The following is a 24,881-nucleotide window of genomic DNA, read 5'->3' as shown; positions in this document are numbered from 1 at the left end:
CGAAACAGGTTATTTTCTCGAGAACTTTGGGAGCCGGGGCGCAAATGCGGGTGCTTGTTGTAGAAGATGATGGCGAGACGGCTGAGTATATCTGCACCAGCCTAAAGGCGCTTGGTCATGTGACGAAGCATGCGCCGGATGGCAAACAAGGTTTCCTTGATGCCTTGGATAGTGACTTTGACGTAATCGTTGTCGACCGGATGCTGCCCGGCTTGGATGGGATGACCCTCGTCAGATCAGTGCGCGGAGCTAATGTTGATACGCCGATCCTGTTCCTGAGCGCGCTCGGCGGGTTGAACGACCGGGTGAATGGATTGGAAGCCGGGGCGGACGACTACCTTGTAAAACCTTTTGCTTTTTCAGAACTATCTGCGCGGCTGACTGCACTTGCGCGTCGCCCCCCAATGCAGACTGAAGAAACGAGACTTCAGGTTGCCGATCTGGAGATTGACCTGATCCGCCATACTGTGCGCAGATCCGGCCAAGAGATAGCCGTGCAACCGCGCGAGTTTCGCCTACTATCCTATCTAATGAAGAACGCCGAGCGCGTAGTGACACGCACCATGTTGCTGGAAGCAGTTTGGGACTTCCACTTTGATCCGAACACCAATGTCGTCGAAACGCATATCAGCCGCCTACGCAACAAAATCGACAAACCCTTCGACCAGCCGTTAATCCATACCGTTCGGGGCGCTGGATACAGCCTCCATGGATAAGCACGCGCGCAAAGATCCAACCGCGTTGAGGACATCCATAAGGCTGTCTTTGCAATACTCGTTCCTCTATTCGGTGCTTTCTGCACTGGTCTTCGCCTTGGCCTATTGGTTCACGCAATACGAAGTTCAAGACTGGGTCCTCGATCAAATGCGTAGCGATGCGGAGACGCTCGTTGAAATTTTTGAGTTGGGCGGCGATGAGGTGTTGATCGACCGTGTAGATGCCCTCGCCGAAGTCAGCTTTCAGAATGCCCGGGTTTACCAGCTCTTAAACTCAGACAGCACGATCGTTTCCGGTAACCTGTCCTCGACCTTCGCAAGCCCTTTGCCAGACTACCTTCCCGCCCAGGATTTGCCTCTTGCTGGAGAAATCCACGATGAGGTCACCGGCTATTGGCTACGCGCAGATGATGTTGGCCCCTATCTCCTGATCCAAGGGGCAGGAGACCATATCGTCTTGGAGATTCTGGAAGCGCTCGGCATGGCTTTGGTGGTGGGCTATTTGGCGGTTGTGATCCTCGGCCTTATCGTGGGTGTCCGAATAGGCCGCATCACCGAGCGGCGGATTACGGCGATATCCAATACCCTCGCGGAGGTTTCCTCTGGCAACCTCGCTTCCCGTATTTCAACGGTCCCAAAGGCTCGTGATGACCTTTCGCGGGTATCAACCGAGATAAATAGTATGCTCGGCCAGATCAAACGCTTGCTCGAAAGCCAAGAACAGATCTCGAATGACATTGCCCATGATATGCGCACACCGCTTCAGCATCTTCGGCAGCGGCTGGAGAAACTACGAGACAGTCCGACTATTCGGCCGGACGATATTTCGGCCAGTCTTGATCAAACTGAAGAAATCATAGCGACCTTCAACGCCCTTTTGCGTATCGCTCAGATTGAGGGAAGTGACCGTCGCGAAAGGTTCAGGCTGAACGATCTTTCTGAGATCATAGCCAATGTTACGGAAGTCTTTGAGCCGACGGCAGAGAATGCTGGCATTGAGTTGACCACTAAGATGCCGGACGAACAGCTTGCGGTTATTGGTGATAGAAATCTTCTGACGCAATTACTGTCGAACCTTGTCGAGAACGCGATCAAACATTGTCCCGCTGGTTCTAAGGTTTTGGTCTTAGCGGAGAGCACACCTGCCGGCCCGACCTTGCGCATCGCTGACAGCGGTCCGGGGATCGAACGCGATGACCGAGAGCGTATTTTTCGACGATTTTTCAGGGGTGAGAAGAGTCGGAATAGTCCTGGAAATGGCCTTGGCCTGGCATTAGTAAAAGCCATCTGTGATCTGCATGGTGCTGACATAACTGTGTCGGAAAATAAGCCAGGAACAACTTTCGAGATCATCTTTGTTGGGTAAACGCGATCTGGGCCCGACCACAGGCAGACTTGCCGTATTCGAGGAATGCAGCCATGATCACCTCATAGCAGACATTGCTTGAGTGAGCGGGTAATGTCGGCTTTGGGCCGTTCTCGTCGATCGACATGCGGGGCGGAAACCAGTCATTCGCTGCCGAATGCGAAGACTCCCACTAAATGATGTGAGAGCGGCCATTCAGCAAAAGCGTCTCTGCAATCGTAGTAGTTCTGCAAATCTGGGATTTTCTGGAATGGAGAACCACGTTTGTGCCGGGATAGCACGTAACCGATCACCAGATGAGACTTTTCATAAAGTATAGACAGACTCATCCCATTGAGGTGGTAGCCGCAAAGACGGTTGACAGTCGCACCTACGGCATTTGCAAGGCACCGGACCCAAGGCTTCCGTCATAAAAAGTGACGGTGCGCGCAGCGGCGGCTGGGTCCACTCAAGAACATCTTCGACGCCGAGGTTGTGCCGCTCCTGTAAGAAGCGCCGGGCTTACGTCCTATTGCGGTTTCCAACGAGATCTTGCTGCGACATCCGGACCTTTGCGTCGGCCCCGGGAGCTGTTGGTACGCTCCGTCCGGGCATGGCGCGGCCTACATGGCCCCGAACAGGGTGTGATATTCCGACCGGCGCATGAGCCGAAACCGATAGGATTGTCGGATTTTACCGATATGGCATCCATGGGTTTCACCATCGCGGGGTCCGCGGTCCATATGCTGTATCATTTCAGGCTCCTTTGGTCTGACTTTGGACATGCCCATATCATTCTGTTTGGCGTGAGTTCTGTTGGGCTGGCCGAAGGGTTGCAACACCCTCTGGTCCGCAGACGGTGCGCCACAGCAGCATCGCAGCGACCGTCTCTCGGCGGCGTTTCGTAATCTGGATGCCGACCCAAAAACAGACCTGACGACGCGGTATGACGCGCTTTGCCATCACTACAGAATGACCTCGGCGTTATTGATGGCGTGGATGCCCCGATGGCATCGCGATGTGCCATTGGACTAAACACACACACGAATTCAGGACGAGCGGAGAGCTTTTTACATCCTTGCAGCGCGGCCCCGACCAGCACCTTTTTCATGGAACGAGCGCTTTTTAGATCAACGTCCAAACCCAGCAGCGGTTGGCAACCATGTCGTAAGCCCTGGCATTACAATTAAAAGCGCGAGGCCAAATAACATGATTCCAACGAACGGAGCCGCCCCTCGTACGATTGTTCCGAGTGGAGCGTCGGTGATGCCTTTGATCACGAAAAGATTCATCCCGACAGGTGGCGTAATCATCGCCAGTTCGAGGTTGATCATCAAGAGGACGCCGTACCAGATCGGGTCGATGCCAAGGACAGTCATTGTGGGTAACAAGATCGGTGTCGTGATCAGGATGATCGCAATAGACTCAAGAAACATGCCCAGCACGAAAATGAGACACATCACCACCAGAATAAACCCAATTGGCCCAAGCCCAAGGCTTGTCACGGCTTCCGTCACACCGACCGGAAGACGGACCAACGTAATGGCATGCCCGAACATGGCAGCCCCAGCGATAATCATGAAAACCATCATTGAGGTCCGCATCGTCGCATAGGCACATGCCCAAAGATCACGCAGCCCGAAACTGCGATAGACTAACACAGCAACCAGCAAGGCGTACAAGCAACCTGCGGCGGCGGCTTCGGATGCGGTGAAGATACCGAAGTAAATGCCGCCCATTACAACAGGCGGGGCAAGCAGCGCCCAGACCGAACGGCGGAAGGCCGAGGCCGCAGCTGTCCAGCCTGCCCAGTCAGGTGTGTCTATCCCGTTGCGCCCGCGCGCCTGGACCATGCAATAGGCAGAGAACATCAGCGCCAACAACATTCCCGGTACGATCCCGGCCAGAAACAGCGCGCCAATGGATGCCTCCGACACGATGGCATATAGGATCATGGGTCCGGATGGCGGGATCAGGATGCCCAGTGTGCCACCAGCCGCCACAACGCCCAACGCATCGCGCTCTGCGTAGCCAAAACGTTTCATCTGGGGGATGGCACTTGACCCGATGGAAAGAGCCGTAGCGACAGATGAGCCGGAGATGGCGGCGAATATGGTGCAGGCAAGAACTGTCGCGACACCCAGCCCCCCTTTTACATGACCGATGACGGTATGAGCAAAGGTGTAGAGGTCTTCGATTACCTTTGCCCGGATCATAACATGTGCCATGAAAACGAAGAGGGGAATGGTGCTCAAGATCGGTTTGTCCAGATGGGCAAAGACAGCCTTCCCCAATCCATCGATATCACCTTCGGCAATCATCATGATGGCGCTGGCTGTAAGGCCCAACGCTGCGAAGATCGGGATGCCTGTAAGCAAAAGCAAGATCAAGCCTGCAAAGACAAGTACCAGGGTCATTGAGGCAATCCCCTGACTGAGCGGTAAAAGCCAAGTCCCGCGGTCAGAAATAGCAGGGCCATGCCAAGAACGATCGGTGCCTGCGGAATCCATGTCGCAATCTCGATATAGCCGACAGAGTAGGAGCCGAAACTATATGCGAAGGAAATGCTATCCCAGATGGACAGGCCGACGATGATGGCGAACGCCATAACTGACAGGTTCGCAATGGCTATCTGGATGCGCGCCATTCGAGGACGCAACTGGGCCGACGCAAGGTCAATTGCGATATGATCCCCCCGCCGCAGCGCTTCGGCAGAGCCCAGCATGACAAAGGTAACGAGCATATAGCCAATCATCTCATCACTCCATTGCAGGGGACTGTCGAAAAGATAGCGCCGGATTACGGCGAAAACGATCTGGACAAAAATCACCAGGATCAACGCCGTGCTCAGTGCGCCGCAAAAACGGACAAGGCAGGTGACAATGCGGTCGGGGAAGAGGGGAACGTTTGCCGCCCCCCACTCTTTGTGGTCAATCATGCCAATGCCCACTCACATCTTGCCGATGAGTTCGAGAAGCTTCTGGCTGTCCGCATTGCCTTCCCCAAAAGACTTGTCGAAAGCAGGCCGCATGACCGCTTCAAGTGCCGCGATCTCTTTGGGTGTTGCGATATGAACTGTAACACCTTTTTCCTCAAGCTGAGCGGGACCGGCCGCACCCGCTTCGGTTGAGGCCTCAATGGCCCATTCCGATGCCTTCAAGCCCGCTTCCTTAAGCGCATTCTTGGACTTATCCGACAATCCGTCGTAGAAATCTGGGTTCAGATAGCCATGCAGATAGGCTGATAGTACCGGTACGACAGTAAAGGCGTCCTGCACCTCATAGTACTTCCGCGATACGGCGGCGGCGACGTCAGTAACGGCACCATCGATGATACCAGTCGCCAACGCCTGATACACCTCAGAGCCGGGCATTGCAGTAGGCGTGGCCCCGAGCGCTGAAAGGGAAGCGTCAAAGGGCGGTGTCAGGCCACGCATCTTCAGACCTTCGAAATCCTCAGGTGTTACCAGTGGCTCTCCATTCGTGGTGAATACGGAGGTGTTAGTCTGGAACAGCCAAGCGATGTTCCGGACCCCTTTCTCAAGCAGCTTTTCTTCCAGAAATGCCGCTGCTTCAGAGGTTGGCCATTTCTCCCAGACCTCGATATCGCCAAAGGCGAAGGGCGCGACAGTCACGTTCATAATTGGTAGAGTTTTGCCCCACTGGAAGTTGAGCGAAAAAGCGCATTCGATGTCGCCTTTGGCAGTCGCCACGATGTTCTCGCGCGCACCTACAAGGCTGTCGGCACCAAAAACCTGCACGTCGATCTCACCTTCGGAGAGAGTCTCGACCTCTGCGGCCCAGCGGTCGACAACCTTGGCAATGTGGTGCGACGGAGGCAATTGGTGACTGCAACGCATTTCTGTGGCGGCCTGTGAGGCCGGTGCTGATGCCGCGAAGATGGCCGCGCCAAGGGCCGCGGATACGATGTATTTCATTTTGGTTTCTCCTCCCATATTTAACTCAAACCAATGATTTGGTCTGCCAATCTGCGTTCTTCGGTGGACCTGCACGATGCAGGGCCCCGTGGAACTCGTCATAGGGCATCGCCTCCTCCGCGATACGCCGAACTTCTTTCAACCTCTCGAGGTCGATCCCGGTTGTGAAACCCATGGTCTCGGACAGGAAAACGATATCTTCGAAAACAGCATTGCCGGTCGCACCGGGTGCAAAGGGGCATCCCCCCAATCCGCCCAGCGATGCATCAATCACCCGCGCCCCGTTATCCAAAGCAGCCGCTGCATTGGCCACGCCCATTCCCCGCGTGTCATGCAGGTGGATAATGAACGGCTGATCACCGCACAGCTTTTGCATCCGCGCACAAAGCGCGCCAACTGCCTTTGGACCTGCGTAGCCAACTGTATCTGCGATCCCGACAATATCGGCACCTGCCTCAATACAGGCTGCCGCCAAACGGACAACCTCTTCAGGGTCCACATCGCCAGAAATCGAACAGCCGAGCGCCATCGAGATTCCGGCGTTTACAAGGGTGTCGGGAGCTCGCGCATCGCGCATTGCCGTGACTTTGCCAACCAGTTCGACAGCGGCTTCGCGTGAGCGGCGCGTATTGGCCTGACTGTGTTCTTCTGTTGCAGAAATAACGCAGACCATTTCGCGGATCGCGGTCTGCACAGCGGCTTCCGCGCCACGCTCGTTCAGGGTCAGCGCAGCAGAGTGGATGTTCAGGCGCTCGCCTGCTGCGACCATCTCGGCGATGTCAGCAAACTGAGGAAAGCGGGTTGCGGGAAGAAATGATCCAATCTCGAAGTGGCGCACACCGGCAGCAAGTTCAGCCTCCAGCCAGGCGATCTTGGCCTGAGTCGTGGGCTGTGATTTTGCAATCTGCAATCCGTCACGCAAGCCAACCTCACGCAATGTGACGCGGTCGGCAGGATAGATGGCATTCGCGCGGCTCATGCTGCCGTTTCCATGCCACTGGCCGCGGCGATCTCGGTTTTGGTTAAGCCGACCTTGGACAGCACAGAGTGAGTATCCGCCCCGTTCGCGACGATGTCGAGATTGTCTCCGACAAGAGTTTGGTCGTCTATCTCGAACGGCATGGCGGGGGCGCGGTAGGTTGTTCCATCTGGCAATGATGAGGTAAAGAGCCCGCCAAGACGCGTCACGTGTGGGTCATCATACATTTCTGCTGGGCGATGGATCGGCGAAAACGGTATACCCGCATCTTCGAAAGCAGCAATAAGGTCGTCAAAGGAGCGGCTGCGGACAGCCTCCGTGAAGACAGGTATCGTACGGTCACGGGCGTTGATCTGGTTCATACGGGTCTGAAGGGCAGGATCGGTCAAAAGCTCCTGAAGCCCCAGTATGTTGCAAAGTGTTGCCCATTGTCCCTCGGTCACGGCCCCGATGAATATCTGACGGCACTCGGAAGTCTCGAAGATATCATATACAGGCCAGGAGAACTCGCGCTCCGGCATCGGCGGTGCCTCGCGCCCCTCGATGTCGAACTGGACCATGTGCTGCGCCACCAAGAGGAGACAGTTTTCGAAGAGACCGGTGCGCACGACATGGCCCTCGCCGTCTTTCTCCCGCTGCAGCAAGGCCGCGAGAACGGCGAATGCACCGAAAAGCCCGCCCATGATATCATTTGCCGAAGAACCGATGCGCAGCGGGCGACCGGTCGGACCTGTCATATAGGCCATGCCGGTCATCATCTGCACGACCTCGTCCATCGCCGTCCGATTTTCATAGGGCCCCTTCAAAAAGCCCTTGAGTGACGATACGATTAAACTTGGATAACGGGCCTTCAACACCTCTGGCGCAAACCCCATCTTGGCGAGAGACTGGTCCCGAAAATTCTCGACAAAGACGTCTGCACTCTCAAGGAGCCGGTGCAAGGCGTCTTGGCCCGCGTCCGATTTAAGATCAAGTGTGACGCTTTTCTTGCCGCGATTGAAGGTCGGGTAGAAGCCACTCCCCATACCCGTGAGCGCGCGGGTCTTGTCACCTGCCGGAGGTTCGACCTTGATCACCTCTGCGCCAAGCATGCCAAGGAACATGCCGCAGGACGGCCCCATGATCATATGGGTCATTTCGATAACACGGTACCCAGCCAGCGGCCTGATGTCAGTAGTCATAAATATCCTCCCTCGACAAACCATAGCCAAAGGTGCAACCACTGAATATTATAATGTTTAGACAGAACCCTTCTGGAATCCAGAATGCTTGATACACGTCAACTTCTATATTTTGCAGCAATTTACGAACATGGGTCGCTGGCTCAGGCCTCGGCTACCCTACGCATCGCATCGTCGGCGCTCAGCCATCACCTGTCCCAGATGGAGGCGCGATTCTCTACGCCGTTGTTCCGTCGAAAGCCACGCGGAATGGAGCCGACCGCAGCGGGGCACAGACTTTATGGCCATGCACGCTCAATCCTCCGGGCGATGAATGCCGCCGAAACCGACCTAAAGGACGCGAGAAATATCATCTCGGGACCCGTGTCGGTGGGCATGTCCTTTTCAGGTGTAAAGGCGATCGGAGTGGACTTTATCACTCAGGTGGTGCGCGACTTTCCGAAGGTCCAATTAGCGTTGACTGAAAGTCTTTCCGGCGCGGCGCTGCCTTACCTCTTAGCTTCAGAGGTGGACATGGCACTTATCTACAATCCGCCTACCGATCCCGCTTTCGAAACCCGTCCCGTACTGGAGGAAAGGTTGTACTGCGTCGGCCGCAGGGAGATCATTGGAGATTCCGACGATCCCATTACTTTTGCCGATTTTCTTGAGTTGCCAATGATCCTTCTGCGGCAAGGTGTGTCAGCGCGCGCGATCGTTGATGACGTAACTTTGCTAAAGAAGATTGAGGCCAAAGCGATTCTGCAGATTAACTCCGTGCAGGCCATTGCAGGATCGATCGAGGCGGGGTTAGGCTGCATCATCGGCACACGCCTGTTCATGCACGATCAACTGCAAAGTGGCGTTGTCCACGCCCGCGCCATAACTGCACCGGAGCTGTCGCGAACGCTCTACCTTTGTCGCCTCGCATCGCGTCCACCGACCTTCGCAACCGAGGCCATTCAAGAGGTTCTGCTGGACCATATAAGAGGTTCCGTCAGGTCTGGGATATGGGATGCGTATTTGTTGGATGGCTCATCCTGAAACGTTCCGCGCAAGATGTCGGCGAACTGACCCAGGAAGCTGGCACCGAGACGCAAGAGCTGAATTCTGAGGTCGGTGAAGAAGTGAATGGCAAGGTTGCAGCCAGCGCCAAAGAGGCCGGTGAAAAGTTCACAGCCAACGCTAAAGAGGCCAGCGAGCGGCTCACAGCCAGCACCAAAGAATCGACAGACAAGTTCAATTCTGCCGCCAAAGACGCCGCAGATAAATGCGCATCTGACAAAGCTGGTTCGGCTTCCAAGAAGTTCAGCTAAGGCAATCCGTCACTTAAACTGTGACATGATGTGCGGCGGGTTCTGCAATGGACCCGCCGTTTTTTGTTGGGGGTGTCCGCACATTAAATGGGTCCGCTGTGCGACGTTTAACTCAACAGAATGCTGAACTATGAATGAATAGCCGCAATGACGGGCCGCACCGCAGCAGCTTGAATTCATGGCCAAGGTCCGCAATGGGCCGGAAGCAGCGGGCTACAGGAAGGGCGGATTGCGGTCATTCGCTGCGTTGCGCATTAAGGTCTGCAACGCGGACTTTACTGCCCTTCGCCGCGATAGTTGAATAGTCTGCTTTCGGCCGAAGCCCAATATCAATTTTCAAGTGCGCAAACGGCGACTTTTGGCATCGCCGCAGCACGTCATGTCTCAGATTATTGACTACATACCAACCGTATGGTATGTGTCGAATATGCCAAGACCAACCAAACAATCCCCCGAGCGCGGCCATGCGCGCACACGCTTGCTGGAAGCCGCGCGCGACGTGATCCGCCGCAAGGGGTTCGCCGCGACCTCAGTCGATGATCTCTGCCAGTCGGCCGGTGTCACGAAGGGTGCGTTCTTCCATCACTTCAAGACGAAGGACGCGCTTGGCGTGGCGGCAGCAAATTTCTGGACCGAGACAACCAGCGCACTCTTTGCCAGCGCGCCTTACCATGAGCCAGACGATCCGCTGGACCGTGTTCTGGCCTATCTCGATTTCCGCAAAGGGATCATCGGCGGCGAGACGTTTGAATACACCTGCCTTGTCGGCACCATGACACAGGAGGTGCATGATAGCGCGCCCGCGATCCGGGATGCCTGCGCCGCCAGCATCTTCGGCCATGCCGCCACGCTGGAGGCCGACATCAAAGCGGCGCGCAAGCAGCGTAACATCGCCGCTGACTGGACTGCCGAGAGCCTTGCCCGCCACACTCAGGCGGTCCTTCAGGGTGGGTTCATCCTCGCTAAGGCCACCGGAGACCCGGACCTCGCCCGTGAAAGCGTTGATCACCTCATTCGCTATGTGCGCGGCCTGTTCGGGGTGGAACCAGATACATCTGAAGCCAGCTACAAGGAGAGATCAACATGACCAACCAGCAAATCACCGTGGAAACGAAAGTTGCCGCCTCCGTTGAAGAGGTGTGGAGCGCCTACACCACCCCGGACGACATAATTCAGTGGAATTTCGCAAACGATGATTGGTGCTGCCCGCGCGCCGAAGTGGCTCTGCGCCCCGGTGGCAAGCAGGTCGCCCGTATGGAGGCGAAGGACGGTAGCATGGGTTTCGACTTCGAGGGCACTTACGAAGAGATCGAGCCGCATAAGTCACTCGTGCTGGTTCTTGACGACGGCCGTAAGTCCCGCACAACATTTACCGGAAGCGGCGGAAACACCCATGTCGTGACCACCTTCGACGCCGAGGCGCAGAACCCGATCGAGATGCAGCGCGACGGTTGGCAGGCGATCTTAAAAAATTTCACTACCTACGTCGAAAGCAAGCGCGGCTGAATGTTGATGTGGCCGCCCGGCTTGAAAGCTTAACCCCCCAACCACGAGAGCAATGGAGGAATTTTGGATGGAACATGCCTCGAAAGTGCGGACCTGCTTCTGGTTTGAGAAGGGCGGACATGCTGCCGCGCAGGAATACGTAACGTTTATACCAAACAGCAAAATTGAGGCCGTGCGCGAAAACGGCCAACCGGACGACCCGATGATTGTCGAGTTCACGCTGGCAGGTGCGCCCATGATGATCTTGACCGCCGGGCCGCATCACGAGCTGACGCCCGCCGCATCTATCTCTGTGCTGACAGAGGATCAAGATGAGACGGACCGGCTCTGGGCCACGCTGACCGCGAGAGGCGGTAAAGCAGGACGGTGTGGTTGGATCGTGGACCGCTTTGGTGTGTCTTGGCAGATCGTGCCGAAGCGAATTCCGGGCCTGCTGGCCAGCGAAGATCCGGGCGTGGTGAGCCGCGTGAGCGAGGCGATGATGCAGATGGAGAAGATTGACATTGCCGCCCTCGAAGCTGCTGCCGAGAAGGAGCCAACGCATGGGTGAGGCAACACAGATCGGATGTGCCTGTGGCCAGACCCACCTCGAAGTCGAGGGCAGGCCCATTGCAAGCGTCGAATGCTGCTGCAACTCCTGCCGCGAGGCGGCGGGGAGGATGCAGGGTCTTGAGGGCGCACCCCCGACGTTGACCGATTACGGCACGACGCCCTTCGTCATGTATCGCAAGGATCGCGTGCGGTTCCTTGCGGGAGCCGCCAACCTGGCCGGGTTCCGCCTGTCGCCCGAGGCCCCCAGCATGCGGGTGATCGCCACTTGTTGCAACACGCCCGTCTATCTGGAGTTCAAAGGCGGACACTGGCTGAGTCTCTACAGTGGACTCTGGCCGCCTGGCACAAAGCCTGAGCCCACGATGCGCACCATGGCCTCCGATCTCCCGAAGGATGCCACCCTGCCAGACGACATTCCCAACGCAAAGAAGCAGAGCCTTGGCTTCTTCGCCAAGCTTTTCGGGGCCTGGGTCGCCATGGGTTTCCGCAACCCCAAGACGCCAAACACGGGAGAGATCAATGTCTGACGCCGACCAGAAAATCGAGATTGAGAGTATCACGTCACCGCATCACGTCCGACGAGTGGACAAGGTGAAGTTCACAGCTATATGCGATGCGTTGCTTCCGGTGCTACCGACCGAGGCCCCTGGTATGTCCGTCGCCGAGGCTAAGGCCGCGCTGTTGTCGAACCTGTCACAGGAATTGTTTCCGGGCGGTGAGAAGGCCGGATGGTGGCTGAAAGCAGTGCAACTCGACCTCGAAGCCAAAGGTGTGATCGAGCGCAGCGGCAAGGGGCCGGTTCGGCTCTTCAGGACAGGGAAATCGACATAACACGCTTGGCCGATGAACCTGGTCGATTGAGATGGCGGCGGCACCATAGCTGACATTTAAGCTACGCGCGGCATTCGTAAGTTAGGGCTCAAACCGGTCCTTCGCCGCAGAGGTCATGAAGCTCCGCTATGGGTATCCCTTGCGCCAAATATGGGGCAGGGGATTCAAACCCTTGTACGGTGATGGATGGCGTCGATAGGGCTTGAGACACCTTATTTTATTGGCAATTTTTTACAGGCACGAAATTTGTTGCGCCAAATGTTGCTCCTTAACCAATGTAATCAAACTCGCTTCCTTTAGGCGATAGTGCAAATAATGACATTCAGGCCCTTGTTGAAAACCCATGGGGACCTTTTCAGACGGCATTCAGGGCGGATTGTGTTGAAAAAATCTCCTACAGTGCGCTGAAGCCAACTTCGGCGGAACAAAATTCCAATCTATGGGAATTTCGGCGGCACCCCGAGGCACAAATTGCTTGTCGGAGAACAGCTTCCCACTTCTTAGAGTTTTGCAGTTGCAGCAAATAGTTTTTCAACACAATGGGCGGGAAGCTGCCGTTCGCTGCGTAGGCAAACTAAATTGCGCAACTTGAAAAAGGAGACGTTCAGTACGGCGGTCCTGTTTCCCGATGTGCCAGAGCCGTCTGTTGAATTTTGACCGCTTCAATTGGAATTGGCCTGCAAGTAGACGGTGCGAATAGGGTTTCGAAAATAGAGTGATCAACCGCCAGAAACGGGAGTGTCATGAACTTTGTGTATTTGGTCTGGCCCATGCGGGTTTTAGATACAGTCACGCATTGAAGCGATCCTCGAACATTATGGCGAAATGATTGCGGGCCGCAAACCATTCTCGAACATTCCGGCCGCCTTTCTCAAAGTTGCGGATCGCCAAGTAGATCAGTTTCGTGGCTGCGTCTTCGGTCGGGAACGATCCTCGCGTCTTGACCGATTTTCGGATTACCCGATTCAAGCTTTCAATTGCGTTGGTGGTGTAGATGATTTTCCGGATGGCGGGATCAAAGGCAAAGAACGGTATTACCTCTTGCCAAGCCCTGCGCCAGGCGGGGGCGATAGAGGCATATTTCCCGGCCCATTTTTCTTCAAAGGCATCCAGCTCCGCAGCGGCTTGCTCGGCTGTAGGGGCACTGTAAATCCGCCGCAGATCAGCGGCCACCTCCTTGCGATCTTTCCAGGCACAGAAATTCAACGAGTGGCGCACGAGATGGACAATGCACGTTTGCACGACCGTATCCGGAAAGGCTGCGGTAATGGCATCAGGGAAGCCCTTGAGGCCGTCCACGACCGCAATCAGGATGTCTTGAAGCCCACGGTTCTTCAGCTCTGTCATCACCGAGAGCCAGAATTTGGCGCCCTCGTTGTCAGCGATCCAAAGACCAAGAACCTCGCGCACGCCATCCCTGCTGACACCAAGGGCCACGTAGACGGCTTTGTTCTTGACCATGCGGCTATCGGCGTCGCGGATCTTGACCCGTAGAGCGTCAAAAATGACGATGGGATACATCCGGTCCAGCGCCCGGGATTGCCACTCTCGAACCTCATCCAACACCGCGTCGGTCACGCGGCTGATCAAGTCTGGCGAGACTTGCAGGCCATAGACGTCCTCAAGATGAGCACGGATGTCGCGGACCGTCAGACCAGCGGCGTAAAGCCCGATAATCTTGTCATCCATCCCATCAATGCGGGTCTGTCCCTTCTTCACCAGTTCAGGCTCGAAGCTGCCGTCCCGGTCCCGCGGCACAGCGATAGGCAGTTCGCCGTCTTGCCCCTTCAATTTCTTAGCAGATGAGCCGTTGCGACGGTTGGCCTGATCAGGCGGGGCATCTTTTCCGTCTTCATAGCCCAGATGTGCAGTCAGCTCAGCCCCGAGCATCCGTTCCATCAGCTTGATCTTGAGCTCTTTCATTAGCCCGGCATCGCCAAGCAGATCTTCAGGCCGCTCGCAGCCCTTCAGCAGCTCGTCCAACAGTTCCTTGGAAATAGTCATAGTCCTTGCTCCTCTCAGGAAGCATGGACCAGATCGCAGTTACACAGAAGACCGGACACTCTCCCAGAAACGCGTGAAAACTTCGAAGAAACAGTCGTAGGCGCATCTCGCCATCGCAAACCATTGCGATTGATGAAAATAATCCCGCTTAAAACCCGCCGATCATTGACACGTGGTTTGCCATGGGATTTCGGAAAGTAGGGCTCCAGCCGCGCCATCTGCGCATCGTTCAGCCAGAAAAGATCAGACATATCACCGCTCCGTTTTCGGACGGTGAATCATGCGGCTCCGCGATAATCAATGGGCCCTGAGCCTAAAGCCACTACCTATCATTCTATCATAGTAAACTTATAGTCTGCGGGTTAGATGGAAGGTAAGTTACGGCCTGGGGTAATGTTGTAGGGTGTGATCGGCTGAACCAATCACCACTATTTCAGGGGGATTACCTACCCATTTTCGGACGGAACTGAAGCAGATACAACTTTCCTTGTGAATCCCCGTTCGATTCATGTTAAAAGTAAATCGCTTTAGCCGCCTGAGTTTCTTTACCTTTCAAAAGATAAAGTTATCGATATCCAGGTCGCTTACACCGACGTTTTTCAAAACCAGACGATCATCTTGCTGGCCACCATCCAATTGCTGAAGATCAATTACCGTTGCCCAGCCGAGGTCGCGGCTTGCGGCGGTCATTTCATCATAGCTCGTCGCGAAGTCGGAAAGGTCGATGAAGTCAACTTCGACTTCAAAGTCATGGATATAATCTTTGCCTGTTCCGCATTCGAACACAAATGTATCCTCACAGCCATCGGCGCTCCATTCACCTCCCCAAAGATGATCGTTGCCCGATCCGCCATTAACAGTATCTGACCCGACACCACCAACGAGCTTGTCCACACCTGCGCCGCCATTGAGCAGATCGCCGCCCGTGCCTCCGCTAAGGTAGTCTTTGCCCTCGTCGCCAAACAACGCGTCATCGCCGCTTTCACCGCGCATCTTGTCGTCGCCTTGACCGCCGGACACCCAATCGTCGCCGGTACCACCGTTGATGATGTCTGCACCTTCGTCGCCGAACAATGCATCATTTCCTTCGCCGCCGTTCAATTCGTCGTCGCCAGCGTTGCCATGCATTTCGTCATCGCCAGCACCGCCGTTCAGAACATCATTGCCGCCATCTACAAGTGTCACCTCAGGGTCACGGAGCAAAACACCCGCATCAGCGTCAACTTCCGAGAATGCATCAGTCGAACGCGGGTCCACCGCACCATCGTTGGACCCTGTGGAGGGGGCTTCCGACATGAACTCGGAGTAAGCTTGGCCAGTTTCCCAATCCATGTTGACCTTGAAGATCGCACCTTGAGTACCCGTAGATGCGTCAAGATCATGGTCACCATTGTTCAGGCCGTAGTACAGGTTGCCTTCACCGTCCATGAACGTCGCGCCATATGCGCCTTTAGTCATGCCTTTTGACATCTCATCACCATAGAGAGTGCCAGTGATTGCAATTTCAGAGAACTCGGGCCCACCACCATCAGCAATGCCGCTCAGGTCGATTTTAACAACTTTCCCATCCTGACCATTCTGTTTGGGAGCTATCACAGCATAGAAGTTGCCGTCTTGCGCATTGAAAGACAGGTCAAAGGTGCGGCCGGTGAATAGATTGTTGTCGATCTTGTAATGCGTGATCTTTGGGTTTCCATTAGCATCCAACTGATCAACATCCACAACGCTCACACGGTTTAAGGCCGAGTGGAACGTCCAGAGGTTGCCGGCGTCGTCGAAATCCCCGACGTAGTCACCGTAAAATCCTTCGCCGATACGGAAAGTATCACCCGCGGCATCGATCATTACGATGTCGCTGGAATTAACTTCATTCCCTAGCGAGTCGACACCACGTGATTTGGCAACGCCATAAATCAGATCGTCTTCGACGTTGAAGCCTACAGCGTTTGTCTTGAAGGCTGGCTGCTCACCGACTTCCACATAGGTCTTTGTTTCTACATCAAACACGTGCAGTTGGCCGTCGATCACTTGGTAAAGGTTAGCCTGGCCTGCTGCAAAGCCTTTGATGCCAACCCCTTCGCCGCCGATTTCCATCTCTTTGTCATAAGTGATGATAGGGCCGTCAAAGTCGTAGCTATTGCCATCTTCCGGTGTAAGCGCACGGAAAGTAAGCTCACCTGCACCGCCGTCGCTGACGACATTCACCTGAAACGTCTCATATACGCCAGTTGTTGCTTCGACTGTGCTCACACTTGACCGTTCCACAGCACTTCTACGTGGCCAGTTGCATGGCCCCCGTCGAGGTTTGCGGCCAGATCAAAGGAAATCGTGTAGCTTTCACCTGCCACCGTCGCAACCGATTGGGAGATTTCAGATTGCCCAAAAGAGTCTGCCATCGTCCAAGCGCCGTTTTGGGCCAACTGAGAGAAGGTTGTCGCAAGTGTCGCAGTGTTTTCAAGAAGGTTGTCACCTTTGACATCGCCGTAGACAATATCGTCACCGTTCCCAGCGTTTACGGTATCATTGCCAAAACCCCCCTCGGCCCAGTCGTTGCCTTCTTCAAGGTTGATCAAGTCATCGCCATAACCGCCGAAAGCTTGCTCGTGGCCGTTGCCACCATTCAAGATATCATTGCCGGCACCAGCATAGAGAACGTCGTTCCCGCCATTGCCAAGAAGGACATCATCGCCGTTGCCGGTGCTGATAAAATCATCGAAAGAACTGTCCGCGCCATAACCTGAGACAATTACGGCTTTTGCGTCATAGACCCACTTGCCGTTCTCGAAAGACCATTCGTCGCCAACCATATCGCCAGCGGCAAGGTCGCTTGTTTTGTAGCTGACCAGTGTATCACCGCCTTCTAACCCGTTTACCTTGAAAGCTTCAATTGCCGTCGGCGCTTTGGGAACGGCGAAGTTGAGATCAGTGAGGCTGTCATCAAGCTTTGTTCCGACGACGGCGAATACGTTGTTCTGTGCTACGTTTGGCATTGTCTTTGTCCAATCTACTTTAGTCGCCAGCCGCTCCACTTTGTATCGGTTTTAGCGGCAACCGCTTTGGCGAATTCAATCATATCATCTGGCTGTTGTTTAATAGGTCGGAGGCTTCAACGCGAAGCAGCAGAGGTATTGAGACGCTATGCAAAAGGATAGGTCGGTGTCACCTTCGAGATAGCTCGCATACAGTGCGGCTTCCTACGCGGTGGGCACCTTACGGTCCATCAAAGTGTATCCAGGCGTCCAACTTCACCGTCAAAGGTACGCGGGATGCTGTGACAGATAGCAAAAGTTCGCTTTTCAAGGGGTTTGGTGTCGGGACGATTGCGAATGCCTCTGCCTAGGCGCTTTCTGCCGCGCGGCAGGACCGTAACGAGTTCAGCATCGCTATTGATCAAGCGCCCGGCCGAAGCTTTAACCGTCCGTTCATGCCCAAGTTATGACAACGTTGGCCACGCTTATGAGCCACTCCAGTCAAGCTTAGCTGTAAACGCTGCGCAATTGATTCCTAGGATAAGCCCTCAAGAGGGGGAGCTTGGACATTGCTTGAGATGTGCGTAAAAGGCAGCTCTTGGCCGAGAGCGTTGTCCAGCCCTGACATCGATATTTCGCTGCTCGCTGCAGTGACATATCTCGGCTCCGAGGCCAAACCTCGCGGAGCGCGCTCCGTATCCCCCTAAGATTGGGAAGGTTTAAAGATTCGCAACGTGTGTTGTGAGCGTAACCGCTTCACAATACGCTGTTTCTCGTCCACACTTAGGAAATGCGCGCCCCGTACCGGCTCCAACATTGCTCTAGGACGAGATGACAAACTTTATAATCGACGAGCCGCGTATTGTTTTCATCCACTTGCCCAAAACCGGCGGCACATCGGTGCGCGACGCGCTTGGGGAGCTGGAGGGACGGTACTTTGGTCATGTGCCAAAGCACTTTCGAGACCGACACAGCTTGGCGGTTGTTCGCGAGCCAAAAGCCCGATTTCTGTCTGCCTTCCGGATGTTCAAGTTCGGCAATCAGTTGGAGGGGGACTATTATGCCGAGCCGCGATGGCCCGATCTGTCCATCTCGCAGGCGCTCGATGTGCTGGAAGACCCGTGGATTGGCTTTGACCGCAGTCATCGGGACATCCCTTGGAACTTCAAACATCATATCATTCCCCAGACCCATCCGTTTAATTGTTTGTTCTATGCAGACACGGTTCTTCGGTTCGAAACCCTTGAAGAGGATTTTGGGGCGTTTTGTGCAAATTTTGGGATCGCTGCACACCTGGCGCGACTACGAGCGTCTCGGAGCGGCCTGAAACACGAGGAGCGGTGGCGGCCGGAGGATGAAAAGCGCTTCATGCGCTTGTTTGCCGATGACTATCGCTTTTTGGGGTATGCTCCCGGTCGCCCTGAACCCACAAAGAAACGATATAATCTTGAACCTTTAAGGCCCAAAGAAAGGACGGTTTACGATCTTTGGCCAGCCTATTTCTCGGACGAAAAGGTCTTCCTAAAAGATGCCGCGCAAGCGCTGCCTGAGGAGACTTCTGCGCTTGAGCCCTTCGCGGATGAGATTATCCCGGGCTCTCCAACGGGGGCTTGGGCGGGGCGGTCAAAAGATCTGGTAGCTCATTTTCAGAAGCTTCAGCCGGAGTTTTCTGGGGCTTCTCGTCTCTCGCACCTGCTGGCCTGTACGATCGTTGTGCTGCGCAGGAACCCGAGCTGCGAGAACGCCCTTCAACTTTTTTGGCGGATCTTGGATGAACAGTTTGAGGTGATCCGGTCAGAGCTATCCTTACGCTGGCTGGTGTCGATTGCAGACACGGTCGCAGATTTGGGCCGAAGTTCCGCAGAATGTGCTGTTGGAATGAGCGCCAGTATCTACGCAAATACGGCGAAGCTGCATGAGAGCGAGCTTAAATTGTTCCACCCAAAGGGTAATCCCCCCATTTTTAGTGGGGTCCAGCCGTAGAATTCAGACGGCTGTTTTCAGTTTCATGGCGGGTGTCATGCCGCCGATACCCATGTTGGGTCGCTCGTTGTTGTAAGTCCAGAGCCATTCAGTTGCTTGGTCTTGTGCCTCCTCAATGGTTTCGAAGATGTATTGCCCTAGCCATTCGCCGCGAACGGTGCGGTTATAGCGTTCGATGTAGGCATTCTGTTGTGGCTTGCCCGGCTGGATGTATTCCAGTCGGACATTGCGTTTCTCGGGGGAGTGTGAGGTGCCCCTAGATTTGTAGACGCTTTGCTTGGTAATTTTGGAACCAAGGAGAGACGGATATGAACAAGGGAATACGGTTTACGGACGAGTTTAAACAGGACGCTGTGGCACAGGTTGTCGAACGTGGTTACGCGGTCAGCGAAGTTGCTGAGCGGCTGGGGATCAGCACCAAATCGCTGTACACATGGAAGGGGTACCTTAGTTTTGTCGCGCGAGGGTACTTAAACATATCGCTTCACGCAGTTGAAGCTTTGTGCTGACAACCGGCAAGGAACTTGAAAGTACTTAATTAAACATAATTCATATTATGAGTTTAAAATTTTTGTAGTGGCGCGCGCTACCTTCAAGTGCGACTCTTGTTAGAAAACAGTAGTTTATCTAACGGGAGGAATCGGTATGGGAGCCGTTTACGATCAACTGAGTATCACAGAACGACGCAAGATAGAACGCTGGAGACACGCGAAGGTCCCAGTTAACGAGATGGCGCGCGTTCTGAAGCGCTGCAGATCAACGATATTTCGCGAGCTAAAGCGCAACCATTTCTCGGACGAGAGCATGCCGGGATGCGATGGCTATTACGGTGCTGCTGCCCACCTCATGCAAGCGGAACGTCGTGCTCGAGAGCGCAAGCTGATTAAACATCCTGAGCTTCGCAAGCGCGTGATCGAGCGTATCAAGAACGGTTGGACACCCGAGCAGATCAGTAACCGCATGATCCACGAGGGTGCTCCGCTTAGGGTCTGCCAAGAAACCATCTATCGTTACATCTATTCCACAGAAGGTCAGCGCGAAGACCTGTGGTGGTATCTACCGACCCACCGTGTCGCCCGTAGACCACGCCGCACCAGAAGGCGTAGAGAACCCAAGTTCCACCGCGATGTCAGTATCCTGTTCCGCCCGGATGATGTCGCTCATCGCCGTCAGTTTGGTCACTGGGAAGCTGATTTGATGCTGTTCAAACAAAAGCTTGGCCAGACCAACGTCACCTCACTGGTTGAGCGCGTCAGCCGCTTCACCGTGATCCTGAAGAACCCCAACAAGCGCACCAAGCCGGTCATGGGCAAGATCACGAGTGCCATTAAAGATCTCCCCCTCGTAGCCCGACGGTCCATCACTTTTGATCGTGGAACCGGGCGCGCGCTACCCTCAAGTGCGACTCTTGTTAGAAAACAGTAGTTTATCTAACTGGAGGAATCGGTATGGGAGCCGTTTATGACCAACTCAGTATCACAGAACGACGCAAGATAGAACGCTGGAGACACGCGAAGGTCCCAGTTGACGAGATGATGCGCTTGCAAATATTGCAAGCATATTCTATGTAACCTCATGAACAACAAACATCGCAAAACGCTTGCCGTAGTTTTCACGGACCCTGTATCGGGGACGATTGAGTGGTCGGCGATTGAAAGGCTACTGGTTGCCGCGGGAGCACGGGTGATCGAGGGCAATGGCTCGCGCGTTCGGTTCGAGAAGGTTGGCGAGGTCGAGACGTTCTACCGCCCTCACCCGGCCAAGAAAGCCAAGCGGTATCAGGTTCGCGCTGCCCGTGCGTTTTTGGAGAGAATAGGAATTACGCCATGACCAACACCATGACTTACAAAGGCTACTCTGCCCGCATCGAGTACGATGATGAGGACGGCATCATGACGGGCCAGATTGCGGGCATCCGTGACGGCGTAGGTTTTCATGCTGACAGTGTGGAAGAACTGAAAGAGGCGTTCCATGAGGCGGTTGATGATTACGTCGAGACCTGCGCCAAGGTGGGCAAGGAACCACAGAAGCCATACTCTGGCCGCGTAATGTTCCGCGTCGATCCAGAGGTGCACCGCAAGGCGGCACTGGCCGCAGAGCTGTCGGGCAAGAGCCTCAACCAGTGGGCGGAAGATGTGCTGAACCGTGCTGCGTGCGGCGGACACCCAGTATAGAATATCGGCCCAAGCCTAACTTATGAATGCCGATGCCAAGGCTTCAGCCCTTGATGAGCGCAACGGACTTGGCGCGCACTTCTGCTAGTTCCGATATGGTTACCTGACCCTTCCGCTTTGCTCTTCTGACTTTCCAATCCAGGCTTTCCACTTGATCAGCAAGCGCTGCGCTAATCGGCGACCCTTTGATAACCACTTCGAAGGGGTATCCCTTTACTTTGGTCGTCATCGGGCAGCAGAGCATCAAGCCGATCTTATTGTACTTTGCTGGGCTCAAGACGAGCGCTGGACGGTGTCCTGCTTGTGGGTTGAATTGCAGCCAGACGATGTCGCCTGCCTCTGGGATGTAGGTCATATCAGAAGGTTTCTTGCCCCAATGGCCCACCAGTCTTGATTGATGCATGAGCATTATCGCTGGTAATTCCATTTAACAAATCGTCCAATAGAAACTCCGGCGATCGATCTGGCTCAATGATAATACGTCCATTTTCTTCGCGTACATCAACAGGAGTATCGAGCGATAGCTTCGCTGCCTGCATAATGGCTGCAGGTATCCGAACGGAGGCACTATTGCCCCATTTTTTCACTATCACGCGCATCTCTCATCCTCATTCCCATTTTGAACCCAAGATATAGACATGGTGTGCGTGTGTATCAACATCGTTAATACATCCGGAATCTACTTTTACATGAAGCGCGAAAGGAACCTTCGAAATCCACCACCCCGCTCGTAAAGATGAACTGCTGCTGTTTGCGATATGCGTAGCGTGACACAGGAGAGGTTTGTTTGAAATCCAATGCGCAGTCTGAGACGAGTATGGCTTCTGCGTGCATTCAGTTCAGAATGGATGGGGTGCAAAGCCGCGTTTGGTGTCTCGGTCAGTGTGCCGTGGGTGCGCATGTGGGTATATTGATGATATCATAGGCATTGCCCGCAGTAACGCTTTTCATAATTTTAATCTTTTAGTAACATATTTCATGCGTTAGTAACGTTTTTCAGAACATCTTGCCTTTAGTGACGATATTCGCACAGGAGAAACGCAAATCAACACACAGCCGATAGAGGCTCAGTTTTCAGGGCCTGTGAGCACAATTCACCAAAGACGATTGCCTGAGAACGCTATTCCAGCAGGCTATAGTGCGCTTATTGACGCCTATCACCTCGCAGTCCCCATCCCACACCAACTCTCTGCAATCGGAGACCGGCATCGCATTGTGATTTCGGATGAATGGCGCATCATGACACCACGTCATGAGCCCCAGGCTTCACTGCGTGGCCATCTGACATTCGCCCTAAAGTATGAAGGGCTTGATCTCGCTATTCTCAAACGATTGTTTGAGGCTGTTGGGAGTGAACCAATCGTTGCATGGGCTAGTGATGAACCTAATGGAAGCTATGCGCGGAGGGTTTGGTTCCTCTATGAATGGCTCCTCCAAACGCAAATTGGTCTGGAAGACGCAACTGGCGGACGCTACGTACAAGTGCTGGACGACCGTCTTCAATATGGGTCGGCCGGGTCAAACTCGTCACGTCATAGAGTGAAGAATAATCTGCCCGGGACACCAGACTTCTGTCCTTTGGTGTTTCGCACGCCGGAGCTTGATGCTTTCTGCGCAATGGACCTGGCGCACAGAGCCAAACAGATTTTGGACGAAGTGCCCCGCGATCTTTTAGCGCGTACAGCCGCATTTTTATTGCTGAAGGACTCTCGGTCCAGTTACGCTATTGAAGGCGAACGCCCCCCCCAAGATCGCATTCAACGTTGGGGTCGCGCCATTGGTGAGGCAGGCCGACAGCCACTTGATCAAGAAGAACTGCTCCGTCTCCAACAGATTGTCATTGGGGATGACCGTTTCATAAAATTGGGTTTCCGCCAGGAAGGCGGCTTCGTCGGATCGCATGATCGTGAAAGCCAGTTGCCTCTTCCGGATCATATAAGCGCGAAGCATGAAGACCTGGACGACCTAATTGCTGGCATGGTCGCGTTTGACAGCATAAATGGGCAGAATCTCGACCCTGTGATTGCCTCAGCGGTGCTCGCGTTTGGTTTTGTCTACATTCATCCGTTTGAAGACGGAAACGGGCGTCTGCATCGATACATCTTCCACCATGTTTTGGCCGAGCGTGGGTTTAATCCGCCAGGTGTCGTGTTCCCGATCTCGTCTGCAATCCTTGAACGCGTCGACGACTACCGCGCTGTCCTCGAAAGCTATTCAACACGACTGCTGCCGTTCATCGAATGGAAGCCAACTGAAAAATCCAATGTCGAAGTCATTAACGACACGGGCGATTTTTACCGCTTTTTTGACGCCACACCGCATGCTGTATTTCTCTACAGCTGCGTCCAAAAAACGATCGAAGTTGATCTGCCTTATGAGACTGATTTCCTCCGTCAATACGACCTGTTCCGCGCAGCAATAGATGACATCTTTGACATGCCCGCACGCACCGTCGATCTCTTATTCCGCTTCTTACAGCAGAATAATGGCCAGCTCTCTGAGAGAGCACGCGGCAAAGAATTTGCCGCTTTGACTGATCACGAAGTCGAGCGGGTTGAGGACATCTATAGTAATTTCAATGCTTCCTGAGGGTTCAGTCCGGCAGGCCGACATTCGCGATTCCGGCAGATAAACGCGTTCGGCGTGACCTATTTACCGGAGGAAAGTTCATGAGAAATTTATCAGACCATCTCCTTCGGTGTGACCTTCCGCTTTTGCAGGTTCTCCCGTGAAATTGACCGTCGTCTTCGCACCACTTCTTTACTTGTACTAAATATTGTACATATAGAGGGGAGCAAAGGAGAGTTGGTATGGATGTTATGACCTATTCAGATGCACGAGCTCACCTGAAGGACGTCATGGATCGTGCGATCAATGATAAGCAAGAAGTTGTTGTGACGCGCAAAAAAAGTGAGTCCGTTGTGGTCGTATCCTTGGACACCTGGAACGCCGTTAACGAGACGTTGCACCTCTTGTCCACACCGAACAACGCATCCCGCTTACGCGCATCGATCGCGCAACTCGATGCTGGAACTGGCAATGAGCGTGACCTGGCCGAGTGAAGCTGGTTTTCTCTGAACAGGCTTGGGAAGACTATCAACACTGGGTCAGTACCAATGACAAGGTGCATGAGCGGATCAACGAGCTGATCAAACAGTGCAAGCGGACCCCTTTAAAAGGGACCGGCAAGCCGGAACCTTTGAAAGGGGATCTGACCGGCTGGTGGTCACGGCGAATTTCTCAGGAAGATCGAATGGTCTACCGGGTCAAGGGAAGGGGCGACGGTCAAAGCTTAGAGATTGCGCAACTGCGGTTCCATTACTGAATGGCAGGAGTCTTGGGGGGTACACGTTTTTGATATCCTCCTCGCTACTTTCCTTCAGCGGTAGATGTTGCAATTCAGAACAAG

The 24,881-nt window shown here is 54.3% G+C and carries 27 protein-coding genes and 3 pseudogenes; 18 read left to right on the top strand and 12 right to left on the bottom strand.

Annotation, left to right across the window (positions count from 1 at the left end; all coding sequences use genetic code 11):
• Positions 1-44: 44 nt before the first annotated feature.
• The 3 genes and pseudogenes from DSM110093_RS18020 to DSM110093_RS18010 form a co-directional block, all read left to right on the top strand.
• Positions 45-716, top strand: a complete 672-nt coding sequence (locus DSM110093_RS18020; protein WP_243267820.1) for a response regulator transcription factor — start codon at positions 45-47, stop codon at positions 714-716.
• Positions 709-2,082 carry a HAMP domain-containing sensor histidine kinase gene (locus DSM110093_RS18015; protein ID WP_243267819.1) on the top strand — a complete coding sequence of 458 codons (1,374 nt, stop codon included), beginning with the start codon at positions 709-711 and terminating at the stop codon, positions 2,080-2,082. The genes DSM110093_RS18020 and DSM110093_RS18015 overlap by 8 nt, the downstream gene beginning before the upstream one ends.
• Positions 2,083-2,378: 296 nt before the next feature.
• Positions 2,379-3,039 (top strand): annotated as a pseudogene (locus tag DSM110093_RS18010) (IS21 family transposase); the annotation flags it as partial.
• Between the two features lie 152 nt (positions 3,040-3,191).
• Here DSM110093_RS18010 and DSM110093_RS18005 read toward each other — a convergent pair.
• The 5 genes from DSM110093_RS18005 to DSM110093_RS17985 are packed head-to-tail and all read right to left on the bottom strand — an operon-like array spanning position 3,192 to position 8,158.
• Entirely contained in the window at positions 3,192-4,478 is a 1,287-nt protein-coding gene (locus DSM110093_RS18005; RefSeq protein WP_243267818.1) for a TRAP transporter large permease, read from the bottom strand.
• Complete coding sequence (locus DSM110093_RS18000; protein ID WP_243267817.1) at positions 4,475-4,999, bottom strand: TRAP transporter small permease subunit; 525 nt, start codon at positions 4,997-4,999, stop codon at positions 4,475-4,477. Before DSM110093_RS18000 ends, DSM110093_RS18005 begins: the two co-directional genes overlap by 4 nt.
• Before the next feature lie 12 nt (positions 5,000-5,011).
• Positions 5,012-5,998, bottom strand: a complete 987-nt coding sequence (gene dctP, locus DSM110093_RS17995) for a TRAP transporter substrate-binding protein DctP (RefSeq protein WP_243267816.1) — start codon at positions 5,996-5,998, stop codon at positions 5,012-5,014.
• Positions 5,999-6,023: 25 nt separating this feature from the next.
• Entirely contained in the window at positions 6,024-6,977 is a 954-nt protein-coding gene (locus DSM110093_RS17990; RefSeq protein WP_243267815.1) for a hydroxymethylglutaryl-CoA lyase, read from the bottom strand.
• A complete protein-coding gene (locus DSM110093_RS17985) occupies positions 6,974-8,158 on the bottom strand; it encodes a CoA transferase (protein ID WP_243267814.1) in 1,185 nt (394 codons plus the stop codon). The genes DSM110093_RS17990 and DSM110093_RS17985 overlap by 4 nt, the downstream gene beginning before the upstream one ends.
• An 84-nt stretch (positions 8,159-8,242) precedes the next feature.
• On the opposite strand from DSM110093_RS17985, the gene DSM110093_RS17980 reads away from it, so the two are divergent.
• The 7 genes from DSM110093_RS17980 (at position 8,243) to DSM110093_RS17950 (ending at position 12,342) form a co-directional block, all read left to right on the top strand.
• A complete protein-coding gene (locus tag DSM110093_RS17980) occupies positions 8,243-9,181 on the top strand; it encodes a LysR substrate-binding domain-containing protein (RefSeq protein WP_243267813.1) in 939 nt (312 codons plus the stop codon).
• On the top strand, positions 9,148-9,453 hold the full coding sequence (locus DSM110093_RS17975) for a hypothetical protein (RefSeq protein ID WP_243267812.1): 306 nt from the start codon (positions 9,148-9,150) through the stop codon (positions 9,451-9,453). Before DSM110093_RS17980 ends, DSM110093_RS17975 begins: the two co-directional genes overlap by 34 nt.
• A 427-nt stretch (positions 9,454-9,880) precedes the next feature.
• Positions 9,881-10,540: a TetR/AcrR family transcriptional regulator gene (locus DSM110093_RS17970; protein WP_243267811.1), complete on the top strand. Its 660-nt coding sequence runs from the start codon at positions 9,881-9,883 to the stop codon at positions 10,538-10,540.
• A complete protein-coding gene (locus DSM110093_RS17965; RefSeq protein WP_243267810.1) occupies positions 10,537-10,959 on the top strand; it encodes an SRPBCC family protein in 423 nt (140 codons plus the stop codon). The genes DSM110093_RS17970 and DSM110093_RS17965 overlap by 4 nt, the downstream gene beginning before the upstream one ends.
• 67 nt (positions 10,960-11,026) lie before the next feature.
• Positions 11,027-11,509: a VOC family protein gene (locus DSM110093_RS17960; protein WP_243267809.1), complete on the top strand. Its 483-nt coding sequence runs from the start codon at positions 11,027-11,029 to the stop codon at positions 11,507-11,509.
• Positions 11,502-12,038, top strand: a complete 537-nt coding sequence (locus DSM110093_RS17955; protein WP_243267808.1) for a hypothetical protein — start codon at positions 11,502-11,504, stop codon at positions 12,036-12,038. The genes DSM110093_RS17960 and DSM110093_RS17955 overlap by 8 nt, the downstream gene beginning before the upstream one ends.
• Positions 12,031-12,342: a hypothetical protein gene (locus tag DSM110093_RS17950; RefSeq protein WP_243267807.1), complete on the top strand. Its 312-nt coding sequence runs from the start codon at positions 12,031-12,033 to the stop codon at positions 12,340-12,342. Before DSM110093_RS17955 ends, DSM110093_RS17950 begins: the two co-directional genes overlap by 8 nt.
• 789 nt (positions 12,343-13,131) lie before the next feature.
• Here DSM110093_RS17950 and DSM110093_RS17945 read toward each other — a convergent pair.
• The 4 genes from DSM110093_RS17945 to DSM110093_RS17930 form a co-directional block, all read right to left on the bottom strand.
• Positions 13,132-14,346 (bottom strand): IS256 family transposase, encoded by a 1,215-nt coding sequence (locus tag DSM110093_RS17945; RefSeq protein WP_243265642.1) that lies wholly within the window; start codon positions 14,344-14,346, stop codon positions 13,132-13,134.
• A 14-nt stretch (positions 14,347-14,360) separates the two neighbouring features.
• Positions 14,361-14,597 carry a transposase gene (locus tag DSM110093_RS20935; RefSeq protein ID WP_347568645.1) on the bottom strand — a complete coding sequence of 79 codons (237 nt, stop codon included), beginning with the start codon at positions 14,595-14,597 and terminating at the stop codon, positions 14,361-14,363.
• 301 nt (positions 14,598-14,898) lie between these two features.
• The gene (locus tag DSM110093_RS17935) at positions 14,899-16,596 is read right to left on the bottom strand and encodes a calcium-binding protein (RefSeq protein WP_243267806.1); all 1,698 of its coding nucleotides are present in this window, start codon (positions 16,594-16,596) and stop codon (positions 14,899-14,901) included.
• Entirely contained in the window at positions 16,593-17,375 is a 783-nt protein-coding gene (locus DSM110093_RS17930; protein WP_243267805.1) for a hypothetical protein, read from the bottom strand. Before DSM110093_RS17930 ends, DSM110093_RS17935 begins: the two co-directional genes overlap by 4 nt.
• A gap of 771 nt (positions 17,376-18,146) precedes the next feature.
• On the opposite strand from DSM110093_RS17930, the gene DSM110093_RS17925 reads away from it, so the two are divergent.
• Entirely contained in the window at positions 18,147-19,298 is a 1,152-nt protein-coding gene (locus DSM110093_RS17925) for a sulfotransferase family 2 domain-containing protein (RefSeq protein ID WP_243267804.1), read from the top strand.
• A 3-nt stretch (positions 19,299-19,301) separates the two neighbouring features.
• On the opposite strand, the pseudogene DSM110093_RS17920 reads toward DSM110093_RS17925, so the two are convergent.
• A pseudogene (locus DSM110093_RS17920) lies at positions 19,302-19,535 on the bottom strand (transposase); the annotation flags it as partial.
• Between the two features lie 71 nt (positions 19,536-19,606).
• Between DSM110093_RS17920 and DSM110093_RS17915 the strand changes: the two are divergent.
• The 4 genes and pseudogenes from DSM110093_RS17915 to DSM110093_RS17900 all read left to right on the top strand — a co-directional run.
• Positions 19,607-19,735: pseudogene (locus DSM110093_RS17915) on the top strand (transposase); the annotation flags it as partial.
• A 208-nt stretch (positions 19,736-19,943) separates the two neighbouring features.
• On the top strand, positions 19,944-20,723 hold the full coding sequence (locus DSM110093_RS17910) for an IS30 family transposase (RefSeq protein ID WP_243267803.1): 780 nt from the start codon (positions 19,944-19,946) through the stop codon (positions 20,721-20,723).
• A 150-nt stretch (positions 20,724-20,873) separates the two neighbouring features.
• Positions 20,874-21,128, top strand: coding sequence for a type II toxin-antitoxin system HicA family toxin (locus DSM110093_RS17905; RefSeq protein ID WP_243267802.1), 255 nt, complete (start codon positions 20,874-20,876; stop codon positions 21,126-21,128).
• Entirely contained in the window at positions 21,125-21,472 is a 348-nt protein-coding gene (locus tag DSM110093_RS17900; RefSeq protein ID WP_243267801.1) for a type II toxin-antitoxin system HicB family antitoxin, read from the top strand. Before DSM110093_RS17905 ends, DSM110093_RS17900 begins: the two co-directional genes overlap by 4 nt.
• A gap of 43 nt (positions 21,473-21,515) precedes the next feature.
• Here the strand turns inward: DSM110093_RS17900 and mazF are convergent, their stop codons facing one another.
• Entirely contained in the window at positions 21,516-21,827 is a 312-nt protein-coding gene (gene mazF / locus DSM110093_RS17895; RefSeq protein WP_243267800.1) for an endoribonuclease MazF, read from the bottom strand.
• A gap of 1 nt (position 21,828) precedes the next feature.
• Positions 21,829-22,071, bottom strand: coding sequence for an AbrB/MazE/SpoVT family DNA-binding domain-containing protein (locus tag DSM110093_RS17890; protein ID WP_243267799.1), 243 nt, complete (start codon positions 22,069-22,071; stop codon positions 21,829-21,831).
• A 640-nt stretch (positions 22,072-22,711) separates the two neighbouring features.
• On the opposite strand from DSM110093_RS17890, the gene DSM110093_RS17885 reads away from it, so the two are divergent.
• From DSM110093_RS17885 to DSM110093_RS17875, 3 genes are all read left to right on the top strand, one after another.
• Complete coding sequence (locus DSM110093_RS17885; protein WP_243263448.1) at positions 22,712-24,061, top strand: Fic family protein; 1,350 nt, start codon at positions 22,712-22,714, stop codon at positions 24,059-24,061.
• 221 nt (positions 24,062-24,282) lie between these two features.
• On the top strand, positions 24,283-24,534 hold the full coding sequence (locus DSM110093_RS17880; protein ID WP_243267798.1) for a type II toxin-antitoxin system prevent-host-death family antitoxin: 252 nt from the start codon (positions 24,283-24,285) through the stop codon (positions 24,532-24,534).
• Positions 24,531-24,797, top strand: a complete 267-nt coding sequence (locus tag DSM110093_RS17875) for a Txe/YoeB family addiction module toxin (protein ID WP_243267797.1) — start codon at positions 24,531-24,533, stop codon at positions 24,795-24,797. The genes DSM110093_RS17880 and DSM110093_RS17875 overlap by 4 nt, the downstream gene beginning before the upstream one ends.
• The last annotated feature ends 84 nt before the right edge of the window (positions 24,798-24,881 follow it).

The sequence above is a fragment of the Sulfitobacter sp. DSM 110093 genome (genome assembly GCF_022788715.1).
GTDB lineage: Bacteria > Pseudomonadota > Alphaproteobacteria > Rhodobacterales > Rhodobacteraceae > Sulfitobacter.
Note: the sequence above shows the minus strand (reverse complement) of the source record. Positions and strands in the feature narration are given on the sequence as shown.

Excerpts from the sequence above, each read along its gene's own strand:
- DSM110093_RS17990 (WP_243267815.1), bottom strand. The coding sequence starts at position 6,977 with ATGAGCCGCGCGAATGCCATCTATCCTGCCGACCGCGTCACATTGCGT.
- DSM110093_RS18020 (WP_243267820.1), top strand. The coding sequence starts at position 45 with ATGCGGGTGCTTGTTGTAGAAGATGATGGCGAGACGGCTGAGTATATC.
- DSM110093_RS18015 (WP_243267819.1), top strand. The coding sequence starts at position 709 with ATGGATAAGCACGCGCGCAAAGATCCAACCGCGTTGAGGACATCCATA.
- DSM110093_RS17905 (WP_243267802.1), top strand. The coding sequence starts at position 20,874 with ATGAACAACAAACATCGCAAAACGCTTGCCGTAGTTTTCACGGACCCT.
- DSM110093_RS17950 (WP_243267807.1), top strand. The coding sequence starts at position 12,031 with ATGTCTGACGCCGACCAGAAAATCGAGATTGAGAGTATCACGTCACCG.
- DSM110093_RS17970 (WP_243267811.1), top strand. The coding sequence starts at position 9,881 with ATGCCAAGACCAACCAAACAATCCCCCGAGCGCGGCCATGCGCGCACA.
- DSM110093_RS17910 (WP_243267803.1), top strand. The coding sequence starts at position 19,944 with ATGGGAGCCGTTTACGATCAACTGAGTATCACAGAACGACGCAAGATA.
- DSM110093_RS17900 (WP_243267801.1), top strand. The coding sequence starts at position 21,125 with ATGACCAACACCATGACTTACAAAGGCTACTCTGCCCGCATCGAGTAC.
- DSM110093_RS17955 (WP_243267808.1), top strand. The coding sequence starts at position 11,502 with ATGGGTGAGGCAACACAGATCGGATGTGCCTGTGGCCAGACCCACCTC.
- mazF (WP_243267800.1), bottom strand. The coding sequence starts at position 21,827 with ATGACCTACATCCCAGAGGCAGGCGACATCGTCTGGCTGCAATTCAAC.
- DSM110093_RS17945 (WP_243265642.1), bottom strand. The coding sequence starts at position 14,346 with ATGACTATTTCCAAGGAACTGTTGGACGAGCTGCTGAAGGGCTGCGAG.
- DSM110093_RS17965 (WP_243267810.1), top strand. The coding sequence starts at position 10,537 with ATGACCAACCAGCAAATCACCGTGGAAACGAAAGTTGCCGCCTCCGTT.
- DSM110093_RS17880 (WP_243267798.1), top strand. The coding sequence starts at position 24,283 with ATGGATGTTATGACCTATTCAGATGCACGAGCTCACCTGAAGGACGTC.
- DSM110093_RS17975 (WP_243267812.1), top strand. The coding sequence starts at position 9,148 with ATGGGATGCGTATTTGTTGGATGGCTCATCCTGAAACGTTCCGCGCAA.
- DSM110093_RS18000 (WP_243267817.1), bottom strand. The coding sequence starts at position 4,999 with ATGATTGACCACAAAGAGTGGGGGGCGGCAAACGTTCCCCTCTTCCCC.
- DSM110093_RS20935 (WP_347568645.1), bottom strand. The coding sequence starts at position 14,597 with ATGTCTGATCTTTTCTGGCTGAACGATGCGCAGATGGCGCGGCTGGAG.
- DSM110093_RS17885 (WP_243263448.1), top strand. The coding sequence starts at position 22,712 with ATGACACCACGTCATGAGCCCCAGGCTTCACTGCGTGGCCATCTGACA.
- DSM110093_RS17985 (WP_243267814.1), bottom strand. The coding sequence starts at position 8,158 with ATGACTACTGACATCAGGCCGCTGGCTGGGTACCGTGTTATCGAAATG.
- DSM110093_RS18005 (WP_243267818.1), bottom strand. The coding sequence starts at position 4,478 with ATGACCCTGGTACTTGTCTTTGCAGGCTTGATCTTGCTTTTGCTTACA.
- DSM110093_RS17925 (WP_243267804.1), top strand. The coding sequence starts at position 18,147 with ATGACAAACTTTATAATCGACGAGCCGCGTATTGTTTTCATCCACTTG.
- DSM110093_RS17890 (WP_243267799.1), bottom strand. The coding sequence starts at position 22,071 with ATGCGCGTGATAGTGAAAAAATGGGGCAATAGTGCCTCCGTTCGGATA.
- DSM110093_RS17960 (WP_243267809.1), top strand. The coding sequence starts at position 11,027 with ATGGAACATGCCTCGAAAGTGCGGACCTGCTTCTGGTTTGAGAAGGGC.
- dctP (WP_243267816.1), bottom strand. The coding sequence starts at position 5,998 with ATGAAATACATCGTATCCGCGGCCCTTGGCGCGGCCATCTTCGCGGCA.
- DSM110093_RS17980 (WP_243267813.1), top strand. The coding sequence starts at position 8,243 with ATGCTTGATACACGTCAACTTCTATATTTTGCAGCAATTTACGAACAT.